24 protein-coding genes are annotated in these 22550 nt (G+C 70.4%); 12 read left to right on the top strand and 12 right to left on the bottom strand.

Annotation, left to right across the window (positions count from 1 at the left end; translation table 11 throughout):
- Positions 1-27 precede the first annotated feature (27 nt).
- Genes ACYVHG_RS01180 through msrB form a run of 3 tightly spaced genes read left to right on the top strand, consistent with a single transcriptional unit; the run spans position 28 to position 3318 of the window.
- Positions 28-1575: an alpha/beta fold hydrolase gene (locus ACYVHG_RS01180; RefSeq protein ID WP_461165598.1), complete on the top strand. Its 1548-nt coding sequence runs from the start codon at positions 28-30 to the stop codon at positions 1573-1575.
- 26 nt (positions 1576-1601) lie between these two features.
- On the top strand, positions 1602-2882 hold the full coding sequence (locus tag ACYVHG_RS01175; RefSeq protein WP_461165597.1) for a glycosyltransferase family 87 protein: 1281 nt from the start codon (positions 1602-1604) through the stop codon (positions 2880-2882).
- A gap of 10 nt (positions 2883-2892) precedes the next feature.
- The gene (msrB, locus tag ACYVHG_RS01170) at positions 2893-3318 is read left to right on the top strand and encodes a peptide-methionine (R)-S-oxide reductase MsrB (RefSeq protein WP_461165596.1); all 426 of its coding nucleotides are present in this window, start codon (positions 2893-2895) and stop codon (positions 3316-3318) included.
- Positions 3319-3337: 19 nt separating this feature from the next.
- On the opposite strand, the gene hemQ is transcribed toward msrB, so the two are convergent.
- Genes hemQ through hemE form a run of 3 tightly spaced genes read right to left on the bottom strand, consistent with a single transcriptional unit; the run spans position 3338 to position 6424 of the window.
- Positions 3338-4039: a hydrogen peroxide-dependent heme synthase gene (gene hemQ / locus ACYVHG_RS01165; protein ID WP_461165595.1), complete on the bottom strand. Its 702-nt coding sequence runs from the start codon at positions 4037-4039 to the stop codon at positions 3338-3340.
- Positions 4040-4085: 46 nt separating this feature from the next.
- Entirely contained in the window at positions 4086-5354 is a 1269-nt protein-coding gene (gene hemG, locus ACYVHG_RS01160; RefSeq protein ID WP_461165594.1) for a protoporphyrinogen oxidase, read from the bottom strand.
- The gene (hemE, locus tag ACYVHG_RS01155) at positions 5351-6424 is read right to left on the bottom strand and encodes a uroporphyrinogen decarboxylase (RefSeq protein ID WP_461165593.1); all 1074 of its coding nucleotides are present in this window, start codon (positions 6422-6424) and stop codon (positions 5351-5353) included. Before hemE ends, hemG begins: the two co-directional genes overlap by 4 nt.
- A 95-nt stretch (positions 6425-6519) precedes the next feature.
- Here hemE and ACYVHG_RS01150 point away from each other — a divergent pair, with 95 nt between their 5' ends.
- Together ACYVHG_RS01150 and ACYVHG_RS01145 are read left to right on the top strand one after the other, a co-directional pair.
- On the top strand, positions 6520-7140 hold the full coding sequence (locus tag ACYVHG_RS01150; protein WP_461165592.1) for a DUF3000 domain-containing protein: 621 nt from the start codon (positions 6520-6522) through the stop codon (positions 7138-7140).
- A gap of 10 nt (positions 7141-7150) precedes the next feature.
- Positions 7151-8368 (top strand): HRDC domain-containing protein, encoded by a 1218-nt coding sequence (locus tag ACYVHG_RS01145; RefSeq protein ID WP_461165591.1) that lies wholly within the window; start codon positions 7151-7153, stop codon positions 8366-8368.
- Positions 8369-8379: 11 nt separating this feature from the next.
- Here the strand turns inward: ACYVHG_RS01145 and dxs are convergent, their stop codons facing one another.
- The 3 genes from dxs to ACYVHG_RS01130 are packed head-to-tail and all read right to left on the bottom strand — an operon-like array spanning position 8380 to position 12330.
- Positions 8380-10335 carry a 1-deoxy-D-xylulose-5-phosphate synthase gene (gene dxs / locus ACYVHG_RS01140; protein WP_461165842.1) on the bottom strand — a complete coding sequence of 652 codons (1956 nt, stop codon included), beginning with the start codon at positions 10333-10335 and terminating at the stop codon, positions 8380-8382.
- Positions 10336-10382: 47 nt separating this feature from the next.
- The gene (locus ACYVHG_RS01135; protein ID WP_461165590.1) at positions 10383-11621 is read right to left on the bottom strand and encodes a class I SAM-dependent RNA methyltransferase; all 1239 of its coding nucleotides are present in this window, start codon (positions 11619-11621) and stop codon (positions 10383-10385) included.
- A complete protein-coding gene (locus ACYVHG_RS01130; protein WP_461165589.1) occupies positions 11605-12330 on the bottom strand; it encodes a DUF3159 domain-containing protein in 726 nt (241 codons plus the stop codon). The genes ACYVHG_RS01135 and ACYVHG_RS01130 overlap by 17 nt, the downstream gene beginning before the upstream one ends.
- A gap of 28 nt (positions 12331-12358) precedes the next feature.
- On the opposite strand from ACYVHG_RS01130, the gene ACYVHG_RS01125 reads away from it, so the two are divergent.
- Positions 12359-13060 carry an alpha/beta fold hydrolase gene (locus ACYVHG_RS01125; protein WP_461165588.1) on the top strand — a complete coding sequence of 234 codons (702 nt, stop codon included), beginning with the start codon at positions 12359-12361 and terminating at the stop codon, positions 13058-13060.
- Here ACYVHG_RS01125 and ACYVHG_RS01120 read toward each other — a convergent pair.
- On the bottom strand, positions 13041-13871 hold the full coding sequence (locus ACYVHG_RS01120) for a DUF3710 domain-containing protein (RefSeq protein WP_461165587.1): 831 nt from the start codon (positions 13869-13871) through the stop codon (positions 13041-13043). The two genes, ACYVHG_RS01125 and ACYVHG_RS01120, sit on opposite strands and share 20 nt — an antisense overlap.
- A gap of 33 nt (positions 13872-13904) precedes the next feature.
- Entirely contained in the window at positions 13905-14366 is a 462-nt protein-coding gene (gene dut, locus ACYVHG_RS01115) for a dUTP diphosphatase (protein WP_461165586.1), read from the bottom strand.
- A 41-nt stretch (positions 14367-14407) separates the two neighbouring features.
- Between dut and ACYVHG_RS01110 the strand changes: the two genes are divergently transcribed.
- Entirely contained in the window at positions 14408-14881 is a 474-nt protein-coding gene (locus tag ACYVHG_RS01110) for a DUF3093 domain-containing protein (protein ID WP_461165585.1), read from the top strand.
- A gap of 28 nt (positions 14882-14909) precedes the next feature.
- Here ACYVHG_RS01110 and ACYVHG_RS01105 read toward each other — a convergent pair whose 3' ends face one another.
- Positions 14910-15209 carry a DUF4193 domain-containing protein gene (locus tag ACYVHG_RS01105; protein WP_461165584.1) on the bottom strand — a complete coding sequence of 100 codons (300 nt, stop codon included), beginning with the start codon at positions 15207-15209 and terminating at the stop codon, positions 14910-14912.
- Between the two features lie 254 nt (positions 15210-15463).
- On the opposite strand from ACYVHG_RS01105, the gene cei reads away from it, so the two are divergent.
- On the top strand, positions 15464-16171 hold the full coding sequence (cei, locus tag ACYVHG_RS01100; RefSeq protein ID WP_461165583.1) for an envelope integrity protein Cei: 708 nt from the start codon (positions 15464-15466) through the stop codon (positions 16169-16171).
- Positions 16172-16174: 3 nt separating this feature from the next.
- On the opposite strand, the gene ACYVHG_RS01095 is transcribed toward cei, so the two are convergent.
- The gene (locus ACYVHG_RS01095) at positions 16175-17047 is read right to left on the bottom strand and encodes an inositol monophosphatase family protein (RefSeq protein WP_461165582.1); all 873 of its coding nucleotides are present in this window, start codon (positions 17045-17047) and stop codon (positions 16175-16177) included.
- Between the two features lie 128 nt (positions 17048-17175).
- On the opposite strand from ACYVHG_RS01095, the gene ppgK reads away from it, so the two are divergent.
- Complete coding sequence (gene ppgK / locus ACYVHG_RS01090) at positions 17176-17919, top strand: polyphosphate--glucose phosphotransferase (RefSeq protein ID WP_461165581.1); 744 nt, start codon at positions 17176-17178, stop codon at positions 17917-17919.
- A gap of 207 nt (positions 17920-18126) precedes the next feature.
- Complete coding sequence (locus ACYVHG_RS01085; protein WP_461165580.1) at positions 18127-19584, top strand: RNA polymerase sigma factor; 1458 nt, start codon at positions 18127-18129, stop codon at positions 19582-19584.
- Positions 19585-19681: 97 nt separating this feature from the next.
- Here ACYVHG_RS01085 and ACYVHG_RS01080 read toward each other — a convergent pair whose 3' ends face one another.
- Together ACYVHG_RS01080 and ACYVHG_RS01075 are read right to left on the bottom strand one after the other, a co-directional pair.
- Entirely contained in the window at positions 19682-19948 is a 267-nt protein-coding gene (locus ACYVHG_RS01080) for a hypothetical protein (protein WP_461165579.1), read from the bottom strand.
- Between the two features lie 177 nt (positions 19949-20125).
- Complete coding sequence (locus ACYVHG_RS01075; RefSeq protein ID WP_461165578.1) at positions 20126-20683, bottom strand: hypothetical protein; 558 nt, start codon at positions 20681-20683, stop codon at positions 20126-20128.
- Between the two features lie 108 nt (positions 20684-20791).
- On the opposite strand from ACYVHG_RS01075, the gene ACYVHG_RS01070 reads away from it, so the two are divergent.
- Both ACYVHG_RS01070 and ACYVHG_RS01065 read left to right on the top strand, forming a co-directional pair.
- The gene (locus tag ACYVHG_RS01070; protein ID WP_461165577.1) at positions 20792-21910 is read left to right on the top strand and encodes a sensor histidine kinase; all 1119 of its coding nucleotides are present in this window, start codon (positions 20792-20794) and stop codon (positions 21908-21910) included.
- A complete protein-coding gene (locus tag ACYVHG_RS01065; protein WP_461165576.1) occupies positions 21907-22545 on the top strand; it encodes a response regulator in 639 nt (212 codons plus the stop codon). Before ACYVHG_RS01070 ends, ACYVHG_RS01065 begins: the two co-directional genes overlap by 4 nt.
- The last annotated feature ends 5 nt before the right edge of the window (positions 22546-22550 follow it).

Genomic DNA, 22550 nt, shown 5'->3' with positions numbered 1-22550 from the left:
CCGGTCCCGATCGTTACTGTGAACACCATGCCGCGCACCCGACTGTTCACCGCGGGCGTCGTCACCGTCGCCCTCGGTCTGGCCGTGTCCGCCTGCGTCCCGGCGCCCGCCCCCACTCCCGATTACGTGACGGACTTCGGGAAGGGCGGTGGGGCCGCACGGTCGTCGGCCGCGCCGGAGGCCACCGGCCCGCAGTGGAGGGCGGCCGCGAAGGATCCGCTGTCCTGGCAGGACTGCACCGACCGGGTCACCGCTCGGTACGGTGCCGCCCCGGCGGCCAATGCGACGCTGCAGTGCGCCTCCCTGCCCGTGCGGGTCGGTTCCTCCGACTCCCCCATCCAGATCTCGGTCACCCGCGCCCGGGTGCCCGGTACCCCGGACGACGCCGCACCCCTGATCCTGGTGGGCGGCACCGAGTTCACCGGGCAGCGCGCACTCGCCACCCTCGCTTCCGGTGACTCCCCGCTGCTCGCCGGTCGCCCGGTCGTGGCCGTGGACCGCCGCGGTATCGGCGCTTCGGCGCCGTTGAGCTGCCGCACCGACGCCCAGCGTGCGGTTCTGCGCAGCGGCGGACCGGCGAACGCCGATCTCGCAGCCCGGCTCACCAGGATCGATGAGGCGGCGTTGCAGGCCGCGCAGCAGTGCGGTGACACCTACCCCACCCTCGCCTCGGACTACACCGCCGCAGCAGCAGCTGCCGATCTGGAGGTCCTGCGGACCGCGTGGGACGTACCGGCGCTGGGACTGCTCGCCGTCGGTGACGGCTCGATCACCGCGCTCGCCTATGCCGCTGCGCATCCGCAGCAGGTGGCGCGGCTGATCCTGGACTCCCCCGTGCGCTACAACGCCACCGAGGTGCAGCGCACCGAGGACGCCGCGAAGGGCACCTCGGCGACGGTCGACGCGTTCACCACGCAGTGCGGCCCCGGTTGCGCCCTCGGCGCCGACCCGGCCGGCGCCGTCCGCGATCTGATCGACCGTGCTGCGAGCGGCCGGCTGTCACCGTTCACCGATACCGACCTGCGCCGGGCGGTGGTGCTGACCCTCGGGATCGGTCCCGGCGACCGGGAAGCACGGATCACCCGGCTGGCCACGGCTCTGCAGGCGGCGCGCAGCTCCGACCCCGAGCCGCTGCGCGCGTTGCTGCGGTCCGCGGACGACGCCCTGAGCAGCGACGGCCAGTACATCGGACGATGCTCGGACTCGGTGACCCGGGCAGCGGGCGACCAGATCAAGAGCTCCGCGCAGAAGTGGGGTCAGCAGTACCGCCTCGGCGCCGCGAGTGCCCTGGTACCGGCCGCGTGCGGCTCGTTCCCGGCCGTCACCGCACCTCCGGCGCTGACCCCGCTGGAGGTTCCTGCGGTGATCGCCACCTCCGCCGCCGATCCACTGACCTCCCGGGACGCCCTCGAAACACTCGCCGGGCAGCTGACCGTCGCCGGTGCCCGGCCTTCGAACATCACCTGGGCGGGCATGGGCGACGGTGCCGTGGTCCGCTCGTCGTGTGTCCAGAAGGCCCTGATCGGCCATCTCGGTGATCTGCGGCCGCCGTCCAGCCGGGCCTGCCCGGCCTGAGCGCCGGCGTTGGGTACGGTCTATCCGTGTCAGTCGCACTTGCTCGGATGAAATCCGACCCGGTTCTCGTGGTGAAGGCCATCCTCTGGCCGCTCGCCATACTCACCCTGCTGCAGCGCTTGATCGTGCTGGTGCCGAACCGGGCGAAGACCGACGACTTCACCACCGTGTACACGGCGGCCGTGCGGTTCCTGCGCAACGAGCCGGTGTACGTGGAGAACTACGACACCGTCGACCCGCACTACCTGTACCCGCCGTCGGGAACGCTGCTGATGGCGCCGTTCGGGTACTTCGATCCGGAGACCTCCCGGTACATCTTCGTGGCGCTGAGCACGATCGCCCTGCTGGTGGCGCTGTACGTGCTGATCCGGATGTTCGGCTACGGCCTGAACTCCGTGGTGGCGCCGGCGGTGCTGTTCTTCGCGGTCACCACCGAGGCGGTCACCAGCACCCTGGTGTACACGAACTTCAACTGCTTCGTGCTGCTCGCCGAGGTGGTCGGAATGGCCCTGCTGCTCAAGCGCAAGGACCTGTGGGCGGGCATCCCGCTGGGACTGTCGTTCGCGGTGAAACCCCTGCTCGCGGTGATGCTGGTGCTGATCGTGGTGAACCGGCAGTGGAAGGCGCTGATCACGGCGCTCGGAGTGCCGCTGCTGCTGATGATCGCCGGTACCGCGCTCTCGGCCGATCCGCGGAACTTCATCGACCGCACCTATCCGTACCTGGGTGCCGCTCGTGACTACTACAACAGCTCGATCAAGGGCAATGCCACCTACTTCGGTCTGCCCGACTGGCTGGAGCTGGCGCTGCGGGCGGCGATCGTGGTGATGAGCGCGGTCACCCTGTGGCTGCTGTGGCGCTACTACCGCACCAGCAACGAACTGCTGTGGCTGACCACCTCGACCGGTGTGCTGCTGACCATGTCCTGGCTGGTGGGCTCGCTGGGCCAGGGCTACTACTCGATGCTGCTGTTCCCGATGCTGATGACGGTCGTCTACCGCAGTTCGGTGATGGGCAACTGGGTCTCCTGGGTGGCCGTCTACGGCTTCCTCAGTTACGACTTCTGGCTCTCCGGGAAATGGCCGGCCCTCGGCCGCGCGATGGCCTACCTCAAGAGCACACTCGGCTGGTCGCTGCTGATCATCGTTCCGTTCTGCGTGCTGCTGTTCCGCTACCTCGACGCCCGCGCCGAGAACCGCCTGGATCAGGGCATCGACCGGCCGCTGCCGCCGGAGCAGGACGCCGGCTCCGGCCCCGGCCGGGAACCCCGCGGGAAGGACCTGGCACCCTCGGACACCCGCGGTTAGCGTGGAGGGCATGAGTGATGCCCGGCCCACACTGCGACTGACCGAATCCGAGTGGCGCCGGCGGCTCACCGACGCCGAGTACCGCGTGCTGCGGCAGGCCGGTACCGAGGCGCCGTACACCGGTGAGTACACCGACACCACCACGGCCGGCGTCTACCGGTGCCGCGCCTGCGGCGAGGAGTTGTTCCGCTCCGACGCGAAGTTCGAATCACACTGCGGCTGGCCGTCGTTCTTCTCCCCGCTCGCCGGCGAGAAGGTGATCGAGCGGGTCGATACCTCACTCGGCATGAAGCGGGTCGAGGTGCTGTGCGCGACGTGCGGCAGCCACCTCGGACACGTCTTCGAGGGCGAGGGCTACGACACCCCCACCGACCTTCGGTACTGCATCAACTCGATCAGTATGCGGCTCGAACCCGACCAGGACGCCGGGCGCTAGCGGCGCACGCCACCGGCGATCACGGTAGCGCGGTGATCAGTTCACGCACCGGCATCCGCGGTCCGGAGAAGAACGGCGTCTCCTCCCGGGTGTGCATCCGGGCCTCGGTGGCGCGCAGTTCCCGCATCAGGTCGACGATGCGGTGCATCTCGGGCGCCTCGAAGGCCAGCAGCCACTCGTAATCGCCGAGCGCAAACGCCGGCACGGTGTTCGCGCGGACATCCGGGAATCCGCGGGCCTTGCGGCCGTGGTCGGCGAGCATCTGACGCCGCTCGTCGTCGGGAAGCAGGTACCACTGGAGGCTGCGCACGAACGGGTAGACGCAGATGTACGCGCCCGGCTCCTCCCCCGCGAGGAAGGCCGGGATGTGGCTCTTGTTGAACTCGGCCGGACGGTGCAGCGCCGCGTTCGACCACACCGGATCGGCTGCGCGGCCCAGATCGGTGCTGCGCCGGAACTCGTTGTACGCCGCCTGCAGGTCCTCCAGCCGCTCGGCGTGCCACCAGATCATGAAGTCGGCATCGGCGCGCATCCCGGCCACGTTGTACACGCCGCGGACCACCAGATCCCCCTCTTGGATCCGGGCGAAGAAGTCCTCGGCCTGCTGCGCGGCGGCGGCCCGCTGCTCCTCGTCGCCGAGCTCACCCGGCGAGATCGCGAACACCGAGAACATGACGTAGCGAACGGTGGAGTTGAGCTCTGCGTAATCGAGTCTGGCCATGGTTCCATCCTGCCAGGCGGCCGGTCCGCCGAATCGGGCGGCTCGGCTAGCCGGACAGGTCCGCCAGCACCTGCGCCACCGCCGATTCGGCGCGAGCGATGCACGCCGGAACACCGACACCGTCGAAGTAGGCGCCGGCCAGCGCGAGACCGCGCGGGGTGGCCTGTTCGATCGCGGTGAGAGTGTCCCGATGCCCGGGCAGGTACACCGGAATGCCCTCGTACCAGCGCTGCACATGGCTCGCCACGGGCTCGGCGTCGATGCCGAGCATGAACGCGAGGTCTTCCCGGGCCGCGGCGATCAACCCGGCGTCCAGATCGTCGACGATGCGGCTGACGCCGAGCCGCCCGAAGGACAGTCGCACGGTGCCGTCCGGCAGGTGGTCCCACTTGCGTCCGGAGAGGGTGAGGGCCTTCGCGCTGACCTGCTCCCGACTGGCCACCAGGATCCCGGACAGGTCAGGTAGTTCCACGTTCTCGGGCAGCCGGAAGGTCACCAGCGCGGAGCTCGCCGCCGGGATCTTCGACACCGCCGCCCCCAGGTCGGGCAGGTGCTGTCCGACGAGGCGGGCGACCTGCGGCGCGGGTACCGCCAGTACCACGGCGTCGAAGCCGGACCCGCGCACGTTCCACCCGGGCCGGACCTCCGGCACCGGAGCGCCGAGCTGGATCCGGTCACCGAGGCGCTCCACCAGGGCGTCGAGAAGCTGCTGGTAGCCACCGCGGAAGGTGCCGAACACCGGGGTGTCGTCCGGCTCGCCCAGGGTCTCGACGACCGCCTCGCTCAGCGACACCGCTCCGGCGTCCAGCCGCTCGGCCAGCGCGGGCAGTGCGGCACGGACCGAGACGTCGTCGGCGTGGGCGGCGTACACCCCGGAGACCATCGGATCGACGCTGCGCTCGACCACCTCGTCGCCGAATCGCGAGCGCACCAGGGCGCCGAGCGAGGCGTCCGAACCGGCGGCCCAGCGCAGTGGGATCTGCACCTCCTCCGCGTCGACGGGGATGCCGAGCAGGGTCCGGCCGAAGGTCGAGCGCACCGCACCGTCGGCGAACAGCGCCGGGCGGCGTCCGGCCGGAACCACCAGCGAATCGGCGAGCCCCAGCTCGGCGGCGAGATCGAGCACTTCGGGCCGGCGGCGCACGAAGGCCTCCGCACCGACGTCGACCCGTTCGCCACCGATCATCTCCGAGCGGAGTTTGCCGCCCACTCGGCTCCCGGATTCGAACACCGTCACCCGGGCGCCGGCCTGCTGCAGGCGCAGCGCGGCGATCAGTCCCGAGATTCCCGCCCCGACGACGGCCACGTTGCTCATAGCGAATGCACCAATCCGACGACCCTGGTGAGCACGTCCGGGTCGGTGTTGGGAAGGACCCCGTGCCCGAGGTTGAAGACATGCCCGGTCGCTCCGGCGGCGCGCGCCGCGTCGGCCTCCGCGACGACCCGCTTGACCTGCGTTTCGACGGTGCCCCGATCGGCCATCAGGGTGGCCGGGTCCAGGTTGCCCTGGAGCGCCTTGCCGGGGCCGACGCGACGTGCGGCCTCGTCGAGCGGCACTCGCCAGTCGACACCCACCACGTCGGCGCCGACCCGGCCCATCGCACCGAGCAGTTCCCCGGTTCCGACCCCGAAATGGAAGCTCGGCAGTGTCGGCGCGCTCTCGCGCAGCGCGTCGAAGACCCGCTGCGAGTGGGGCGCCACGTACTCCTGGTAGTCGGCCAGGGAGAGGGCTCCGGCCCACGAATCGAACAGTTGGAAGGCCTGAGCGCCCGCCCGGGCCTGGACCGTGAGGAAGGTGATCGCCAGATCGGCCAGCTTGCCCAGCAGCGCGTGCCAGGTCGCGGGGTCGGAGTACATCAGCGCCTTGGTGCGCTCGTGGTTGCGACTCGGTCCACCTTCCACCAGGTACGACGCCAGGGTGAAGGGAGCACCTGCGAATCCGATGAGTGCCACACCCGCGGGGAGTTCACCGCGCAGCAGGCGCACCGCCTCGGCCACCGGCTCGACCTGCTCGGGGTCGAGGACGGGCATCGCGTCGACCGCGGCCGCGTCCCGGACCGGGTGTTCGATCACCGGGCCGATGCCGCTGACGATGTCCAGGTCGATCCCCGCGGCCTTGAGCGGCACCACGATGTCGGAGAACAGGATCGCCGCGTCCGTGTCGTGCCGCCGCACCGGCTGCAGGGTGATCTCACACACCAGATCGGGGCGGAAGCAGGACTGCAGCATGCCGATGCCCTCGCGCACCTTGCGGTACTCGGGCAGCGATCGCCCCGCCTGTCGCATGAACCACACCGGGCGCCGGGACGGGGTCCGCCCGTTCGCGGCGTCGAGCAGCGGATACGCGGTGGCGTCATCACTGGACGGCTCGAACTTCTCAATCATCGCTCACGATCATGTCATGGCCGTCCGGGACCGCGGCCGCTGCCTGCGGCGCGCCTCCCCCGTACTCGCTCCCGAAGCGGCTACGGTCACGATTTGTGAGTCAACCTGGAACGAGTGACGACGAGGCGGGCCGCGGTGCGCGACAGCGCGGCGCCGACCCGGAGCCGTTCCGTGTCGCCGTCGAGTCCCTGCACACGGCGTCGGTGCGACCCGAGATCGAGATCGGTTCGATCCGTCCGCCGCAGCGTCTGGCGCCCTACAGCTACGCCCTGGGCGCCGAGGTGCGCGCCCCCGAGACCGATGTGGTCCCCGAGTACTCCGACGGTGAGACCTTCGGCCGGCTGATCCTGCTCTACGATCCGCACGGTCACGAGGCGTGGAACGGCATGATGCGCCTGGTGGCGTACGTCCAGTCCGAGGTGGACGAGTCGCTGGCATCGGATCCGCTGCTGCCCGAGGTGGCGTGGAGCTGGTTGACCGATTCGCTCGCCGACCGCGGCCAGGACGTGACGGCCCTCGGCGGCACGGTCACCGCCACCGCCTCGGTCCGGTACGGCGACATCGCCGGCCCGCCGCGAGCGCACCAGCTCGAACTGCGTGCCTCGTGGACCCCGCTGGGTGAGGATCTCGGAGGGCACGTCGAGGCCTTCTGCTCGGTACTGGAGACCGCTGCCGGACTGCCTCCGGCCGGTGTCACCCGCCTCGGCTCGGACTAGGCCCGTCGGCGTGTCCAAAGCCGCACCGGAGCCGGTGCCCGGAATCCCCCTCACCGAGCCCTATGACGGGGTCCCCGAGCCGCTGACCACTGTCGCCGAGTTCGCCGCGTGCGCCGAGAGCCTCCGCCGCGGCCGGGGCCCGGTGGCACTCGACACCGAGCGAGCCTCCGGCTTCACGTACTCGTCGCGGGCGTACCTGATCCAGATCAAACGCACCGGTTCGGGCCTGTTCCTGCTGGACCCGATCCACGAACCGGAGGGCCTGGCTCCGGTGATCGAGGCGCTGCGCGGCACCGAATGGGTGCTGCACGCCGCCGATCAGGACCTGCCCTGCCTGCGTGACGACGGTTTCGTCTGCGACGAGCTGTTCGACACCGAACTCGCGGGACGCCTCCTCGGAGAGCCGCGGGTGAATCTGGCCGCGATGACCTCGGAGTTCACCGGCTACTCGTTGGCGAAGGGGCACGGCGCCGCGGACTGGAGCACCCGCCCGCTCCCGCACGACTGGCTGAATTACGCGGCACTCGATGTCGAGGTGCTGGTGGACCTGCGGGACGAGGCCCGTCAGCGGCTCGACGAAGCGGGCAAGCTCGACTGGGCCGTCGAGGAGTTCGAGTACGCCCGCACACGTCCTGATCCGGCGCCCCGGTCCGACCCCTGGCGCCGGCTGTCCGGGATCAGCACCCTGCGCACCCGCCGGCAGCTCGCGTGCGCGCGGGAACTGTGGCACGCGCGCGACGAGATGGCCGAACGGCGCAACGTGGCGCCCGGCCGAACCCTTCCGGATGCGGCCATCGTCAACGCGGCGGCGAAGAACCCGTCGTCGGAGGCAGAGCTGATCGCACTACCGGTCTTCGGCGGGCCGCGGATGCGGCACTCGGCGAAGAAGTGGATGGCGGCGATCCGTCGCGCCAACGAACTACCGGATGCCGAACTGCCTCCGCTGCACGGCCCCCGCAACGGGGTGCCCGCGGGAAACCGGTGGGCCCGGTCGAATCCGGAAGCCGCCGAGCGCTTGGCCGCGGTGCGCGGCGCCCTCGCCGTGATCTCCGAGGAAGTCTCGGTCCCGGTGGAGAACCTACTGCCACCCGACGCGGTCCGGCAGCTGTGCTGGGACGGCACGGCACGCGGCACCGGGCAGGTCGACGATGCACTGGCCGGGTCGGGTGCCCGTGCCTGGCAGCGCCGGCTGACGGTACCGGCCGTCGCCGACGCGATCGCGCGATAGCGGCGCCCGGCTCAGCGGCTCGGTGCGCGGCTGACGATCTGCTGCGGCTGCTTCGGCCCGTTGACCGCGCCGTTGGTGACCGCCGCCGGTGCGCAGGCGGTGATCCATCCGGTGATCCGGAAGGCGATCTCCGACGGGGTGAGGCCCAGTTCGGTGAGGATCTGTCCACGCGAGGCGTGGTCGAGGAATCGCTGTTCGATTCCGAGCACCCGGGTGGGGACATCCACGTCGGCGCGCTGCAGTTCCGCGGTGACCGCAGCGCCGATACCGCCGGCGACCCCGCAGTCCTCGACGGTGACGACGAGGTGGTGGGTGCGGGCGAGTTCGACCACGGACCCGGGCACCGGGAGCACCCACCGCGGATCGACGACGGTGGCGGTGATCCCCTGGTCCCGCAGCCGCGCGGCCACGTCGACGGCGGTGTGCGCGAACGGGCCGACCGCCACCAGCAGCACGTCCGCACCGGCATCGGGGCCGGCGTTCTCGACCAGCACATCGACACCGTCGGGGAGACGGCGCACGGCGTCCAGATCCGCCGGGACCGCCCCCTTGGGATACCGGACCAGGGTCGGAGCGTCGTCGACGGCCAGGGCCTCGGCGAACTCCTCCCGCAACCGGGAGGCGTCACGCGGCACCGCGGCCCGCAGGCCGGGAACGATCGCGGCCAGCGAGAGGTCCCACATACCGTGATGGCTGGCACCGTCCGGACCGGTGACACCGGAACGGTCCAGGACCACGGTGACGCCCTGCCGGAGCAGCGCCACGTCCATCAGCAGCTGGTCGAAGGCGCGGTTGAGGAAGGTCGAGTACAGCGCGACCACCGGGTGCATACCGCCCAGTGCCAGGCCCGCCGCGGAGGTGAGCGCGTGCTGCTCGGCGATGCCCACGTCGAAGATCCGGTCGGGGAACTTCCGGCCGAACTCCGCCACTCCGGTGGGCTCGGCCATCGCGCCGGTGATCGCCACCACGTCGGGACGCTGCTCACCGTGCGCGATCAGCTCCTCGGAGAAGACCGAGGTCCAGTCGGCGACGCCGCCACCGCCGACGGGGACGCCGGTGGCCGGGTCGATCACGCCGATACCGTGCATCTGGTCGGCCTCGTGGTTCTCCGCGTGCTGGTAGCCGTTGCCCTTACGGGTGATGGCGTGCACCACCACCGGACCGCCGAAGTCCTTGGCCCGGCACAGTGCCGCTTCCAGGGCCGCTTCGTCGTGACCGTCGATCGGGCCGACGTACTTCAGCCCCAGGTCGGCGAACAGTGCCTGGGGACTGACCATGTCCTTGATGCCGGCCTTCATACCGTGCAGCACCGAGTAGGCGGGTTCACCGAACACCGGCACCCGGCGCAGCCGGGCCCGGGCCTCGCCGAGCAACCACTCGTACTCGGGCTGGGTGCGCAGGCCGGACAGGTGGGTGGCCAGGCCGCCGATGGTGGGCGCGTAGGAGCGACCGTTGTCGTTGACCACCACCACGACGGGGCGGTCGGAGGCGGCGATGTTGTTCAGTGCCTCCCAGCACATTCCGCCGGTGAGCGCACCGTCACCGACGACGGCCACCACGGTGCGATGCTCGCCGTTGAGCGCGAAGGCCTTCGCCAGGCCGTCGGCGTAACTCAGTGCCGCCGAGGCGTGCGACGACTCGACCCAGTCGTGCGAGGATTCAGCCCGGCAGGGGTACCCGGACAGGCCGCCGGCCTGGCGCAACGTGTCGAAGCCGTCGCGGCGGCCGGTGAGGATCTTGTGCACGTAGGCCTGATGCCCGGTGTCGAACAGGATCGGGTCGACCGGGGAGTCGAAGACGCGGTGGATCGCCATGGTCAGTTCGACCACGCCGAGGTTCGGGCCGAGGTGCCCGCCGGTGGCCGAGACCTTCTCCACCAGGAAGTCACGGATCTGCGCGGCGAGCTCGGTGAGCTGCGCCTGGTCCAGCCGGCGCAGGTCCCGCGGGGATTCGATGCTGCTGAGCAGATTCATACCGCCGTGCCGCTCCTTCCGAATTCGTTCTTCGACTCACTTTACCGATCTCGGCCGGTATCGGTGCCCGGCACCAGGACGGCGAAGGCCTCCAGGTGGTGCGTTCCGGGAAAGGCGTCGCAAGCGGCCAGCTCAGCGACGCGGTAGCCGTTGTCCCGGGCGGCTGCGAGGTCGCGGGCGAAGGACGCCGGATCGCACCCGACGTGCACGATCACCGGTGGCCGGGCCGCGGTGATCGCGGTCATCACCGGGGTTCCCGCGCCGGTGCGCGGCGGATCGAGCACCACCACGTCCGGTGCGCGCAGGCCCTTGAGCCGCGCGGCGACGTCGCCGCGGTGGAAGGCGACGGGGTCCTGCGCGAGGGTCTGCTTACCGGCCGCGATCGCCCCACCGGAGGTCTCCACCACGTCGACGCTGCGCCCCTGGTCAGCCAGGGCCGCGGCGAACACGCCGACGCCGCCGTACAGGTCCCAGGCGTGACCAGCGGAGGGCCCGTACTGTGCGGCGTACGCGGCTATCCGGCGGGCGTAGCCGGCGGCGGCGTCCCGGTGCGCCTGCCAGAACCCGCCGACAGGGATCCGCCAGGAGCGCTCCCCCACCCGGTACTCGGCGAGCGCCTCGCCGGCCAGGGACTGCGCGGGGCGGCCCCGCCGGGCGGGTACGGCGGCGTGTGTCGCGCCGGCGTCGTCGAGCACCAGTGCCACGTCGGTTCCGGGCTCGGCCCGCAGTCGGTCGGCGAGGCCGGTCAGGGCGGTGGGCAGTTGCGCGCAGGGGGCGACGATCACGGCATCGCTGCGGTGGGCGTGCTGCCCGAGGCGGCCGTCCGCCGCGGCGACCAGTCGGGCGCGGTGCCGCCATCCGGAGGGGGTTGCATCCGGGCCCGCGTCCCGACCACCCTCCTGCAGCGGTGCGACGGTGCCGTCCCAGATCGCCTCGATCGTCTCGGGCGCGAATCCGCCGATCCGCTGGAGTTGCTCGCCGAGCACGGCGGCCTTGAGTTCGCGCTGATATGCGGCGTCGGCGAAGGTGAGGTCGCAGCAGCCGGCACCGGCCGTCGCGGCGGGACAGGTGTCCGGAACCCGGTGCGGCGAGGCCTCCATCACTTCGACGGTGCTCGCCCGCAGGTACGACTTCTTGACCTCGGTGACCCGGGCGCGCACCGTCTCTGCGGGGAGAGCGCCGCGCACGAAGACCGCACGGCCCTCGTGCCGGGCGATCACGAATCCACCGTGTCCGGGCGCGCCGCAGGTGAGCGTCAGTTCTTCAGGCGGCGCGGTCATCGGTGTACCTGCGCGCGACGAAGAAGGTGACGAGCAGACCGGCGGCGAACATCGGCCAGCCCATGAGGATCCGGGCGATCCCGAGACCGCCGACATCGTCGCCGACGTACAGCGCGAACTGCACGGCGAAGCGGATCGAGAACATGACGATCCACAGCACCGTCAACCATGCGAAGACCCGGAACTGCCGGCGGTCCGCACGCCAGTCCGGCGCCGCAGTCCCCTGTTTCGAGGTGGCCTGCGCGGCGTCACCGGGGGGTTCGGACGAGGCGGGAGCGGGTGCTCCGCGGTCCGCGAACAGGTGCCAGAGCACACCCACCAAGGGCATGCGGATCAGCAGTGAGGCCGCGAAGACCACCGCGAACACCGCCTGCATCACGATGCCGTAGAGGAAGTAGCCCTTGCCGTTGCCGCCGACGAACATGGCGATCGCCACGCACACTGCCACTCCGAAGAACCCGGAGATGGCCGGCTGCAGGGAACTGCGGGTGGCCACGCGGATCACCGCGACCAGGGCGGCCACGGCGAGCGCCGCGATCGCTCCGCCCCGAAGCCCCCATAGGGAGTTCGCGGGCACGAACGCCGCCACGGGCAGGGCGGAGTAGACCATTCCCTGCCAGCCGCCGATCTGCTCGAGCACCTGATCCTTGATCGAGGGCTCGGCATCGCCCTGAGCCGTCGCCGGCTCCTTCTGCGCACCATCCGTCACGTGAACACCCTACTGGCATGCTCGGGGCATGGACTTCCTCGAGCGCACCACCGCGGTCCTACTCCCCGGATCCGGCTCGGACGCCGACTTCGTCGGTCGTGCCTTCGCTCCGATCGCGCAGCACTGCCGCCGGGTGGTCGCGCTCGACCCCGCGGCGCCCTCCGTGGTGGACGGATACCGCTCCGCGCTGACCGCCGCCGGGGCCGACGGCCCGGTGCTGGCGTGTGGTTTCTCACTGGGCTCGGCGGTGGCTGCACGGTGGGCACTCGATCATCCGGACGCAGAGATCCGGCTGGTCCTGGCGCTGCCGGCGTGGTCGGGGCCGGCCGGTCCCGATGCTGCGGCGGCGGTCTCGGCGCGGTTCACCGCACAGACGGTCGACCGGCTGGGACCGGCCGCGGCGATCACCCGGATGCAGGAGGGGTCACCGCCGTGGCTGGCGCGTGAGCTGACCCGCTCCTGGGCCGCGCACGGTGATTTCCTCGCCCCGGCGATGCGGGAGGCGGCGTCGTTCGTCGCGCCCACCGAGGCGGAACTGACGCGCCTGCGGGCACCCGTCGTGGTGATCGGCGCACTCGACGATCCGATCCACCCGCTCGCGGTGGCCCGGGCGTGGAGCGAGGCGATCCCTCAGGCGCCGCTTCAGGTGGTGCAGTTGGCGGAGCTCGGCCCGGACCCGGCGGTGTTGGGCCGGGCCGCGCTCGCCGGGTTCACTGCTGCGGGTTGTTGAGCCTCGACAGCGCCGATCCCTGCGTGAGCCGGTCCTGATTGCTCTGCCGCAGGGTCTGCGGGCCGTCCGCCGCGGCGCGCTGCGCGACCTGCGCGGCGATCGAGGCGGCGGCCTCCTGCTGCTGGGCCTGCTGGGCGGCCATCGCCTGCTGCAGCTGCTGCACCAGCTCCGCCGGGAGCTCGATCTCCAGGTGGTCACGGGCCGGACGCGGATCGGTGCCACGGCGCACCACGGTCTCGGCGAGCATCGCCCGGGCCAGCTGCGCGGCCTGCTCGGCGGTCTCGGCCGGTGAGGCCACCACGAACCGGACCATCCACCGTGGGCCGTCGACGCCGATGAACCGGAGCACCCCGTCGGGCTGCACTCCGACCACCTCGCGGCCCCAGTGGCCGTCCTCGATGCTCACCCGGGCGCCGTTCTCACGCAGCGAGTCGGCGAGCTCGGTGACCACTTCACGCCACTGTCCACCGGACTTCGGTGCGGCGAAGACACCGGGAGTGACCCGCCCCATCGGGGTGTCCAGGTGCACGCCCACAGGCGCGCCCTCGGGGCTCATCTCCACCTGCAGCTGCGCCTCAGGAGGCATCGCCAGGATGATCGATCCGAGGTCCAGACGACCGTCGTCGAGGCCGGTGGCATCGGCCAGGGACGACAGGTCGTAGGGGCCGGAGCCGGAGCCGAGCTGCTGATCGGCCTCGTCGTCCTCCGGGGGCACCGGCACCGACTGGTGCTCGGGCTGACCGATCGAGGCGTACGGATCGACGCTGGAACTGCTGCGCTGCTTGCCGGACTTGCGGCGGCCGAGGGCCATGGGACGTTTCTCCTTGAATCGGAAGGTGGTGGATTACTGGGTGGTCTCGAGACTGGCGTGACCGCCGGACGAGCCGTAGCCGCCGGAGCCTCGCACGGTCTCGTCCAGGAAGGAGACCTCGATGAACTCGGGCAGCTCCACCCGCTGTACCAGCAGCTGCGCGATCCGGTCGCCGCGTTCGATCTCGACGGCCTTGTCACGGTCGGTGTTGAGTAGGCACACCTTGATCTCGCCGCGGTATCCGGCGTCGATGGTTCCGGGGGTGTTCACCACGGTGAGGCCGTGCTTCGCGGCCAGGCCGGACCGGGGGTGCACCAGGCCGACGGTGCCGTGCGGTAGTGCGATGGCCACGCCGGTGGGAATCAGGGTGCGGGCACCGGGTTCGAGTCGCACGGCGATCGTCGAGTACAGGTCCACTCCGGCGTCGCCGGGGTGTGCGCGCTTGGGAAGGGGCAGGCCCTCGTCGAGGCGCAGGAGGGGTATCTGGCTGACCATGCGTTGCAGACTACGCTGGTGGGGTGGCCCAGGATCGAGCAGTGAACACCCCGCAGCTGGACGCCCGGTACTTCGAGCGCCTGACGGTGCCCTGGTACTGGTGGCTCGCGGGCGCCCTCGTCGCCGGATTGATCTGCTTCGAGATCACTCTCGCCGCGCGGTGGGGTGATTGGATGATCGGCGCCTTCGTGCTGGTGATCGCGGTGATAGCGGTACTGCTGTGGTCGATGGGGCGCGGCTCGGTCGCGGTGCGCGACGGTGAGCTGTGGGCCGGCAATGCGCATCTGCCGTTGGAACTGGTCTCGCGGGCGGCGGCGGTTCCCGGGGAGGCGAAGAGCGCCGCGCTGGGGCGCCAACTCGACCCGGCTGCGTTCCTGTATCACAAGGGGTGGATCCGGACCATGATCGTGGTGGTCCTCGACGATCCGGAGGATCCGACTCCGTACTGGATGGTGTCCACCCGTCATCCGGAGCGGATCCTCGCTCTCATCCCCGCCGCGACCACGCTCGATTAGAGCGGGCCGCCGGCCGGGTTCCGCGTGCTCAGGCGCAGTCGATGCAGATCAGTTCGCTACCGTTGGGGTCGGCGAGTCGGCTGCGGTGGTAGACGAGGAAGCAACTCGTACAGGTGAACTCGTCGGCCTGCTTGGGGACCACGCGGACGCTGAGTTCCTCGCCGGACAGATCGGCACCGGGGAGTTCAAACGACTCGGCGGTCTCGCCCTCGTCGACGTCCACCGTGCCGGACTGGCCCTCGTTGCGGCGGGCCTTGAGCTCCTCGAGCGAGTCCTCCGAGATCTCGTCCGCCTCGGAGCGCCGAGGCGCGTCGTAATCAGTTGCCATACCGTGTAATCCCCATCCTTTGCTCGGCCCCTGATCTCGGGGTTTCCGAGATCGCCGGGCGCACTTTCCGGCGCGAGCGGCCCAGAGTGTAGCTCACATGAGTACCGATGTCACGGTAATCGCCGAGCGACCGGATTCCGCCGCGTGTAGCCCCTCTAACGCACAACCCCCCGCAATGATTCCCGAGGCGATTCCCCGGGCGTCCCGGCTCCGCCTACCGATATCGACGGCGGCGCTCCCGTAAGGTCGGGGCCGTGGTTTCCCAGCTCACCGGCGCTGGCCGCCGATTCGACCGGAACGGACAGCCGTTCCGGCGCCGCAACGTGTTGCCGGTACTCATCGTGATCGCGGTACTGGCCGTCGTGGCCATCGCCACCTGGGCGAAGGCCCTCTCGTCACAGGAGGAGGTTGCGGCACCGGTCTCCTGCCCGGCTCCGTCGCCGCCGAGCGCGTCCGCGGCACCCGCCTCCGGGGCCAAGCCGGGCCCGGCCGCCGCCCCCGCCAAGTTCGAGGTGGTGGCACCGAGTGACCTGGTCTCGGTGCGACCGGCGCCGCTGGCCGCTACGACGGTCCGGGTGCTCAACGCGTCCGGCCACGCCGGCCGTGCGGAGACCACGTTGAACAAGCTGGCCGATTACGGTTTCGTCGCCCCGCAGACCGGCGGTTACGGCAACGACTCGCAGTACACCCGGATGGAGTGTCAGTCCCAACTCCGTTTCGGTGACGCCGGAAAGGCGGCGGCCGCCGCCGCGTGGATCATCGCGCCGTGCGCCGAGTTGATCAACGACGGCCGGCGCGACGCCAGCGTCGACCTGGCCCTGGGCACGTTCTTCACCGATCTGGAGCCGTCCACCGACGCCCAGGAGATTCTGCGCATCCTGCGTGCGGCTCCCGCCGGGGCGTCCGACGGTGGCGCGAACCCGGCCCTGGTCGCCGCCGTGCACGATCAACCCTGTAGCTGACCGTTACAGATTCTCCAGGCCCCCTGCTCCGCGCAGGATCTCGATGAACCGGTCCGCGATGGCGGGGGCGACCGCCAGGGTGAGGGCACCGTCGTCGCTGTTCGAATCGGGTCCGGGCACGATCACAGTCGCCCCGGCCTCCTGTGCGATCAGTGCACCGGCGGCCCAGTCCCACGGACTCAGGCCGTGCTCGAAATGCGCATCCGCGCGACCGGACGCGACCATGCACAGGTCCAGTGCGGCCGAGCCGATCCGCCGGACGTCCCGCACCTGAGGCAGCACCTGTGCGAGCACCGCACCCTGGCGTTCGCGTCGCTGCCGGGAATAGCCGAAACCGGTCGCGACCAGCGCGAGCGCGGGATCGGTGATCGGGTTCGCCCGGAGTCGGCGCACCGTGCCGTCGGCGCTGATCGCCCGCGCTCCGCCGCCCAGCGACGCGGCGTAGACGGTGCCGCCCACGACGTCGGCGACGGCTCCCGCCACCGAGACCCCGTCCACCTGGGCGCCGATCGAGACCGCGTAGGCGGGGACCCCGTAGAGGAAGTTGACGGTGCCGTCGATGGGGTCGACCACCCATCGGACCGCGCCGGGTGCGCCGGCGCCGCCGCCGTACTCCTCACCGAGCACGGTGTCGCCGGGGCGTAACCGGGCGAGCCGGTCCCGGACGAACCGTTCGGTCTCGGTGTCGACCACCGTCACCGGGTCCGTCGGTGTCGACTTGGTACTCACCGCCTCCGGCGAGTCATCGCCGCGTTCGTCGAATGCGTTGTCGCCGAATACCTCCGCCCGGCGTGTGGCGACGTGTTGCGCCGCCTCCCGAGCGATGGTCACGGCGATCTCGGACAACTCCCACCGGTCCTGGTGCACGATCTCCACAGAACCACAATTCGCGGTAGTTTGACACCACGAGCGGCATCGGTGACCGATGCCCGGGGCTCCGGACGGCCGATCAGTCGGTCCGGCACTTCGAGGAACACGCACGGAGAAGGGATGCGGAGCGGTACATGACGGAGAAACTCGGCTTCGGTGTCGACATCGGCGGCAGCGGGATCAAGGGCGGCGTCGTCGACCTGGAGACCGGCGAACTGGTCGGTGAGCGGTTCAAGGTGGACACCCCGCAGCCGTCGACGCCCCAGGCCTGCGCGCAGGTGGCACGGGAGGTCATCGACCACTTCTCCTGGGAGGGCCCGGTCGGGATCACGGTGCCCGCAGTGGTCACCAACGGCATCGTCCGCAGTGCCGCCAACATCGCCCCGGAGTGGATCGGTACGGATGCGAACGCACTGTTCGGCTCCACCCTGGACCGGCCGGTGACGGTCCTCAACGACGCCGACGCGGCCGGGCTCGCCGAGGACCGGTACGGCGCGGGACGCGATTTCGACGGGGTCATCCTGCTCCTGACACTGGGCACCGGCATCGGTTCGGCGCTGATCTATCGCGGCACCCTGGTGCCCAACACCGAGTTCGGACACATCGAGGTGGACGGCAAAGAGGCCGAGCATCGTGCCGCCAGTTCGGTCAAGGAGCGTCGCGGCTGGAGCTATGAGAAGTGGGCCGGACAGGTCAGCCGGGTGATCCGGGAGTACGAGCGGCTGATCTGGCCGGACCTGATCATCGTCGGCGGCGGCATCAGCCGTAAGGCCGACAAGTGGGTCCCCCTGTTGGACGTGCGCACCCAGGTGATCGCAGCGAAGCTGCTGAACACGGCGGGGATCGTGGGAGCGGCGCAGGCCGCGCGCTCTCGCTGATCACGGCGACTTCGACCGGTTTGACCGCAGGTGAGTACAGGCGGGGCGACCGGATCGTTACAATGGGGGTCCGGCGTCGACACGCCGGACCGGACGCCGGACCACTTCGCCACCGGACGCCTCAACAGCCACCCCCTCGGGACGGTCGATGTTGTCGCGCCCGAGCAGCGATCCCGGTGCACGCAAGCACAGTAGGAAAGGGCGTACGTGGCAGCGACGAAGACCAGCTCCAGCGCACCGTCGGCAGACGGCGTGGACGGTTCGGCCACCTCGGCGGAGACCCCCGCCAAGAAGACCACCGCCAAGAAGGCAGCCGCCAAGAAGGCTCCGGCCAAGAAGGCGCCCGCCAAGAAGGCAGCCGCCAAGAAGGCGCCCGCGAAGGCAGCCGCCAAGAAGGCTCCGGCCAAGAAGGCGCCCGCGAAGCGCACGGCGAAGAAGGCCGCGGGCAAGAAGGACGCTTCGGCCGCAGGCACCGAGGACGCGGCAGTCGATGAGGACGCCGAGGTCGAACTCGACGGCGACCCCAATCCCGACGAGCTCGCCGACGAGGACATCACCCTCGACACCGACGACGCGGATGATTCCCCGGACACCCCGCAGGGCAAGAGCGCGGTCACCAAGCCGGCGCCGGCCGACGCCGAGGACGACGAGCCCTCCGAGGCCGATAAGGCCTCCGGTGACTTCGTCTGGGACGAGGAGGAGTCCGAGGCGCTGCGGCAGGCACGTAAGGACGCCGAGCTCACCGCCTCCGCGGACTCGGTGCGCGCCTACCTCAAGCAGATCGGCAAGGTGGCGCTGCTCAACGCCGAGGAGGAGGTCGAACTCGCCAAGCGGATCGAGGCCGGCCTGTTCGCCGAGCAGATGATCAACCGCTGGCTCGAGCGCGGCGAGAAGCCGGCGATCGGCATCCGGCGCGACATGAACTGGATCGCCCGTGACGGCAACCGGGCCAAGAACCACCTGCTCGAGGCCAACCTCCGACTGGTGGTCTCGCTGGCCAAGCGCTACACCGGTCGCGGTATGGCCTTCCTTGACCTGATCCAGGAGGGCAACCTGGGTCTCATCCGCGCGGTCGAGAAGTTCGACTACACCAAGGGCTACAAGTTCTCCACGTACGCCACCTGGTGGATCCGTCAGGCGATCACCCGCGCCATGGCCGACCAGGCCCGCACCATCCGCATCCCGGTGCACATGGTCGAGGTCATCAACAAGCTCGGCCGTATTCAGCGTGAGTTGCTCCAGGACCTCGGCCGCGAGCCGACTCCGGAGGAGCTCGCCAAGGAGATGGACATCACGCCGGAGAAGGTACTGGAGATCCAGCAGTACGCGCGTGAGCCGATCTCCCTGGATCAGACCATCGGCGACGAGGGCGACAGCCAGCTCGGCGACTTCATCGAGGACTCCGAGGCCGTGGTGGCGGTGGACGCCGTGTCGTTCACCCTCCTCCAGGATCAGCTGCAGTCCGTCCTGGACACCCTCTCCGAGCGTGAGGCGGGCGTGGTCCGGTTGCGGTTCGGCCTCACCGACGGTCAGCCGCGGACTTTAGACGAGATCGGTCAGGTCTACGGCGTCACGCGTGAGCGGATCCGCCAGATCGAGTCGAAGACGATGAGCAAGCTGCGGCATCCGTCGCGCTCTCAGGTCCTGCGCGACTACCTGGATTAGCCGCAGGTCAGACGACGAACGCCGCACCGGCTGAGCCGGTGCGGCGTTCGTCGTTCTCGGTGTCGGACGGCGTCCGGGCCGACGGACACCGGTCCGGTTACTTCTTGACGGTCTTGCGCGGGCCGCTGCCGGTGCTGATCGTGTCTCCGACGGCCCGCGGGCCGCTACCGGAATCGATCTTGGCGGCACCCGAGATCGGGGAACCACCGGATTCGACCTTGGCGCCCACGTCACGGGGTGAACTACCGGAATCGATCGACGCTGCTGCGCCGGCTCCGTCGTCGGCGAACGCCGGGGCGGTGCCGAGTAGAACCAGACCACCGATCGCCGCTGCAGCGATCCAGGCACGCTTGAAGCTAGACATCATGACCTTTCTGGGCTGAGACTCGAGATTGTTTGTACGGCAAACAACTTGCGGCACAAGCGATTCGGGATCAGTGAACCACGCTGGCCCCCGATTCACCCGTCGGCGACGACGAATTGCCGGGTTCGGGATCGATACGGGACGAACGCCCCTCCCCTGGGGGCCACACGGCGGCGCTCAGCGGCGAGCGGACTCGGAGCGGCCCGACACCCACAGCGGACCGGTGACCAACCACAGCACTGTGATCACACCGAGCGTGCCGAACACGCCCATCAGCGCCTCCCGCTGAACCTCATCGGCCACTGTGTAACCGAGCCCGAGCGAGACCACCGAGGCGATCACCACGGCGCCGAGCCACCGCAGGAAGTCGGCCCATTCCTTGCGGCTGCGTTCCGGACCGGTCCTGGGGATCTTCCGCGGCGCCGGACCGCCGGCGAACCGGTGGGCGAAGCGCTCGTCCGCCCAGGCGATCAGCCGGTGACCGAACATCACGGTGCAGCCCAGATAGATCCCGGCCAGACGGTGCGCGAAGCCCACTTCCCCGCCGCGATGGAGGTCGATCGCGACAGCGACGATCAACACCACGTCCAGGACCGGCACCAGGGCCAACGTCACCATTCCCGCCCGCCGTTGCCGCAACGGGTAGCGCAGGGTCAGTCCCCCCAGTACCAGTACCCAGAAGCCGATCTCGCAGGCGACGATCGTCCACAACACGGGGTTGTTCAGCTCTGCCATGCTCACCACGCTTCCGCGAATCGGGCCGCGCGTCGTCCCTCTCCCGACTCGCTCCCGGTAATCCCTTCGGCGGACCCCACACCACCTCCGATGTGCTGCAATGGGCGCATGAAGCCACCCAACCGGTCGTGGACCTCGGAGTACGCCGCGGTCCCCGCGATCGGAACCACTCTGGTGGGACTGTTGCTCTGGGCGGCGGACGGGTGGAGCGCACGCAGCAGCGCCGAGGACTTCTACCCGTGGCAGGTCAAGTTCGGTCTCCTGTGCGGAGCTCTGACGCTGCAACTGCTGGCGCGGCGCCGCCCCGCGATCGCCTTCGTGCTGGTGCTGGCCCTGGTCGCATGGGACCTTCCGTTCGGGCCGTCGGTGGTGCTGTGGATCGCCCTCTCCGACGTCATCTACCTCTCCGTGGCCACCGGCAGCGACCGGCTGCGCGACGCCGTCTCGTGGACGGTGCTCGCACTGACGGTGATCCTCGGGACCACCGGCGCGGTGATCGCCGGGGTCAAGGGCGGGATCTACACCGTCCTGGTGCTGGTCGCGATCGTATGGTCACCCATCGGATACGCCCGGGCGGTGCGCGCCTATCGGCGCCTGGCCGAGCTCGAACGCGACGAGGCCGGGGCCCGGCGGGCGGCGGCGCTCGCGGAGGAACGCCGGCGACTGGCGCGGGAACTGCACGACACCGTCGCCGGGCACCTGTCGGCGGTGGCGATCCTCGCGGACGCCGCCCGGCGCGGGCCGCAGGATCCCGCGGTACTGCAGTCCATCCGCTCGGGAAGCCTGGCCGCGCTCGAGGAGATGCGGGCCACCATCAATCTGCTCACCTCCCCCGACGACGCCGCAGTACGGACCACGTTCGCCTCCCTGGACGCGCTGATCGAGACCGCGGGTGCCGCCGGGGTCGACGTCCGGATGCAGTTGCCCGCAGATCCCCTGCCCACTGCGGTCGAGGCGTCGCTGACCCGCATCCTGGGTGAGGTGATCACCAACGCCACCAAGCACGCCCCGGGTACCGTTCTGCAGGTGCGCACGGACGTCGACGCGAAGGAGGTCACGGTGACCGCCGTCAACGATCTGCCGGGGCCGGATTGGACCGAAGGTTCGGGGAACGGTCTGCACAACATCGCTTTCCGCGCCCAGTCGATAGGCGGTGCCGCCACCGCCGGCGTTCGCGGCCGGACCTGGGTGGTCCGAGCGACCGTGCCGCTGGAGGTGGCACGGTGACGGTCACCGTCGTCCTGGCGGATGACCACGCCGCGATCCGGGCCGGACTGCGCCTGCTGCTCGAGTCCACCGGTGAGGTCCAGGTGGTGGGTGAGGCGGGTGACGGTGCCGCCGCGCTGCGGCAGGCACGCGCGCTCCGGCCCGATGTGGTGGTGATGGACGTGCGGATGCCACGCGTGGACGGGCTGGCCGCGACCGCCTCGGTGGTCGCCGAGACCGACAGCGCGGTCCTGGTGCTGACCACCTTCGACCTCGACGAGTACGTGCTCGGTGCCCTGAGCGCCGGGGCCAGCGGTTTCCTCCTCAAATCGGCCGGGGGTGACGAACTGATCCGAGCGGTGCGGGCGGTCGCCGACGGTGATGCCGTGCTCGATCCGAAGGTCACCCGGGCGGTGATCGCCGCGCTCCCCCACGCCACCGCCGAACCGCCTCCGGCCGACCTGTCCTCCCTCACCGAGCGCGAGCTCGAGGTGCTCGCCGGGTTGGGCTCGGGACTGTCCAACCATCAGATCGCACGGCATCTGCACATCGGCGAGGCCACGGTGAAGACACACATCTCCCGCGTTCTGATGAAACTGGGGGTGCAGTCCAGGGTGCAGGCCGCGGTGATCGCGGTCCAGGCCGGTCTCGGGTGAGCGCC

The organism is Tsukamurella serpentis (genome assembly GCF_054780975.1).
Note: the sequence above shows the minus strand (reverse complement) of the source record. Positions and strands in the feature narration are given on the sequence as shown.

Excerpts from the sequence above, each read along its gene's own strand:
- ACYVHG_RS01180 (WP_461165598.1), top strand. The coding sequence starts at position 28 with ATGCCGCGCACCCGACTGTTCACCGCGGGCGTCGTCACCGTCGCCCTC.
- msrB (WP_461165596.1), top strand. The coding sequence starts at position 2,893 with ATGAGTGATGCCCGGCCCACACTGCGACTGACCGAATCCGAGTGGCGC.
- hemQ (WP_461165595.1), bottom strand. The coding sequence starts at position 4,039 with ATGGCCAGACTCGATTACGCAGAGCTCAACTCCACCGTTCGCTACGTC.
- hemG (WP_461165594.1), bottom strand. The coding sequence starts at position 5,354 with ATGAGCAACGTGGCCGTCGTCGGGGCGGGAATCTCGGGACTGATCGCC.
- hemE (WP_461165593.1), bottom strand. The coding sequence starts at position 6,424 with ATGATTGAGAAGTTCGAGCCGTCCAGTGATGACGCCACCGCGTATCCG.
- ACYVHG_RS01135 (WP_461165590.1), bottom strand. The coding sequence starts at position 11,621 with ATGACCGCGCCGCCTGAAGAACTGACGCTCACCTGCGGCGCGCCCGGA.
- ACYVHG_RS01125 (WP_461165588.1), top strand. The coding sequence starts at position 12,359 with ATGGACTTCCTCGAGCGCACCACCGCGGTCCTACTCCCCGGATCCGGC.
- ACYVHG_RS01120 (WP_461165587.1), bottom strand. The coding sequence starts at position 13,871 with ATGGCCCTCGGCCGCCGCAAGTCCGGCAAGCAGCGCAGCAGTTCCAGC.
- dut (WP_461165586.1), bottom strand. The coding sequence starts at position 14,366 with ATGGTCAGCCAGATACCCCTCCTGCGCCTCGACGAGGGCCTGCCCCTT.
- ACYVHG_RS01105 (WP_461165584.1), bottom strand. The coding sequence starts at position 15,209 with ATGGCAACTGATTACGACGCGCCTCGGCGCTCCGAGGCGGACGAGATC.
- ppgK (WP_461165581.1), top strand. The coding sequence starts at position 17,176 with ATGACGGAGAAACTCGGCTTCGGTGTCGACATCGGCGGCAGCGGGATC.
- ACYVHG_RS01080 (WP_461165579.1), bottom strand. The coding sequence starts at position 19,948 with ATGTCTAGCTTCAAGCGTGCCTGGATCGCTGCAGCGGCGATCGGTGGT.
- ACYVHG_RS01075 (WP_461165578.1), bottom strand. The coding sequence starts at position 20,683 with ATGGCAGAGCTGAACAACCCCGTGTTGTGGACGATCGTCGCCTGCGAG.
- ACYVHG_RS01070 (WP_461165577.1), top strand. The coding sequence starts at position 20,792 with ATGAAGCCACCCAACCGGTCGTGGACCTCGGAGTACGCCGCGGTCCCC.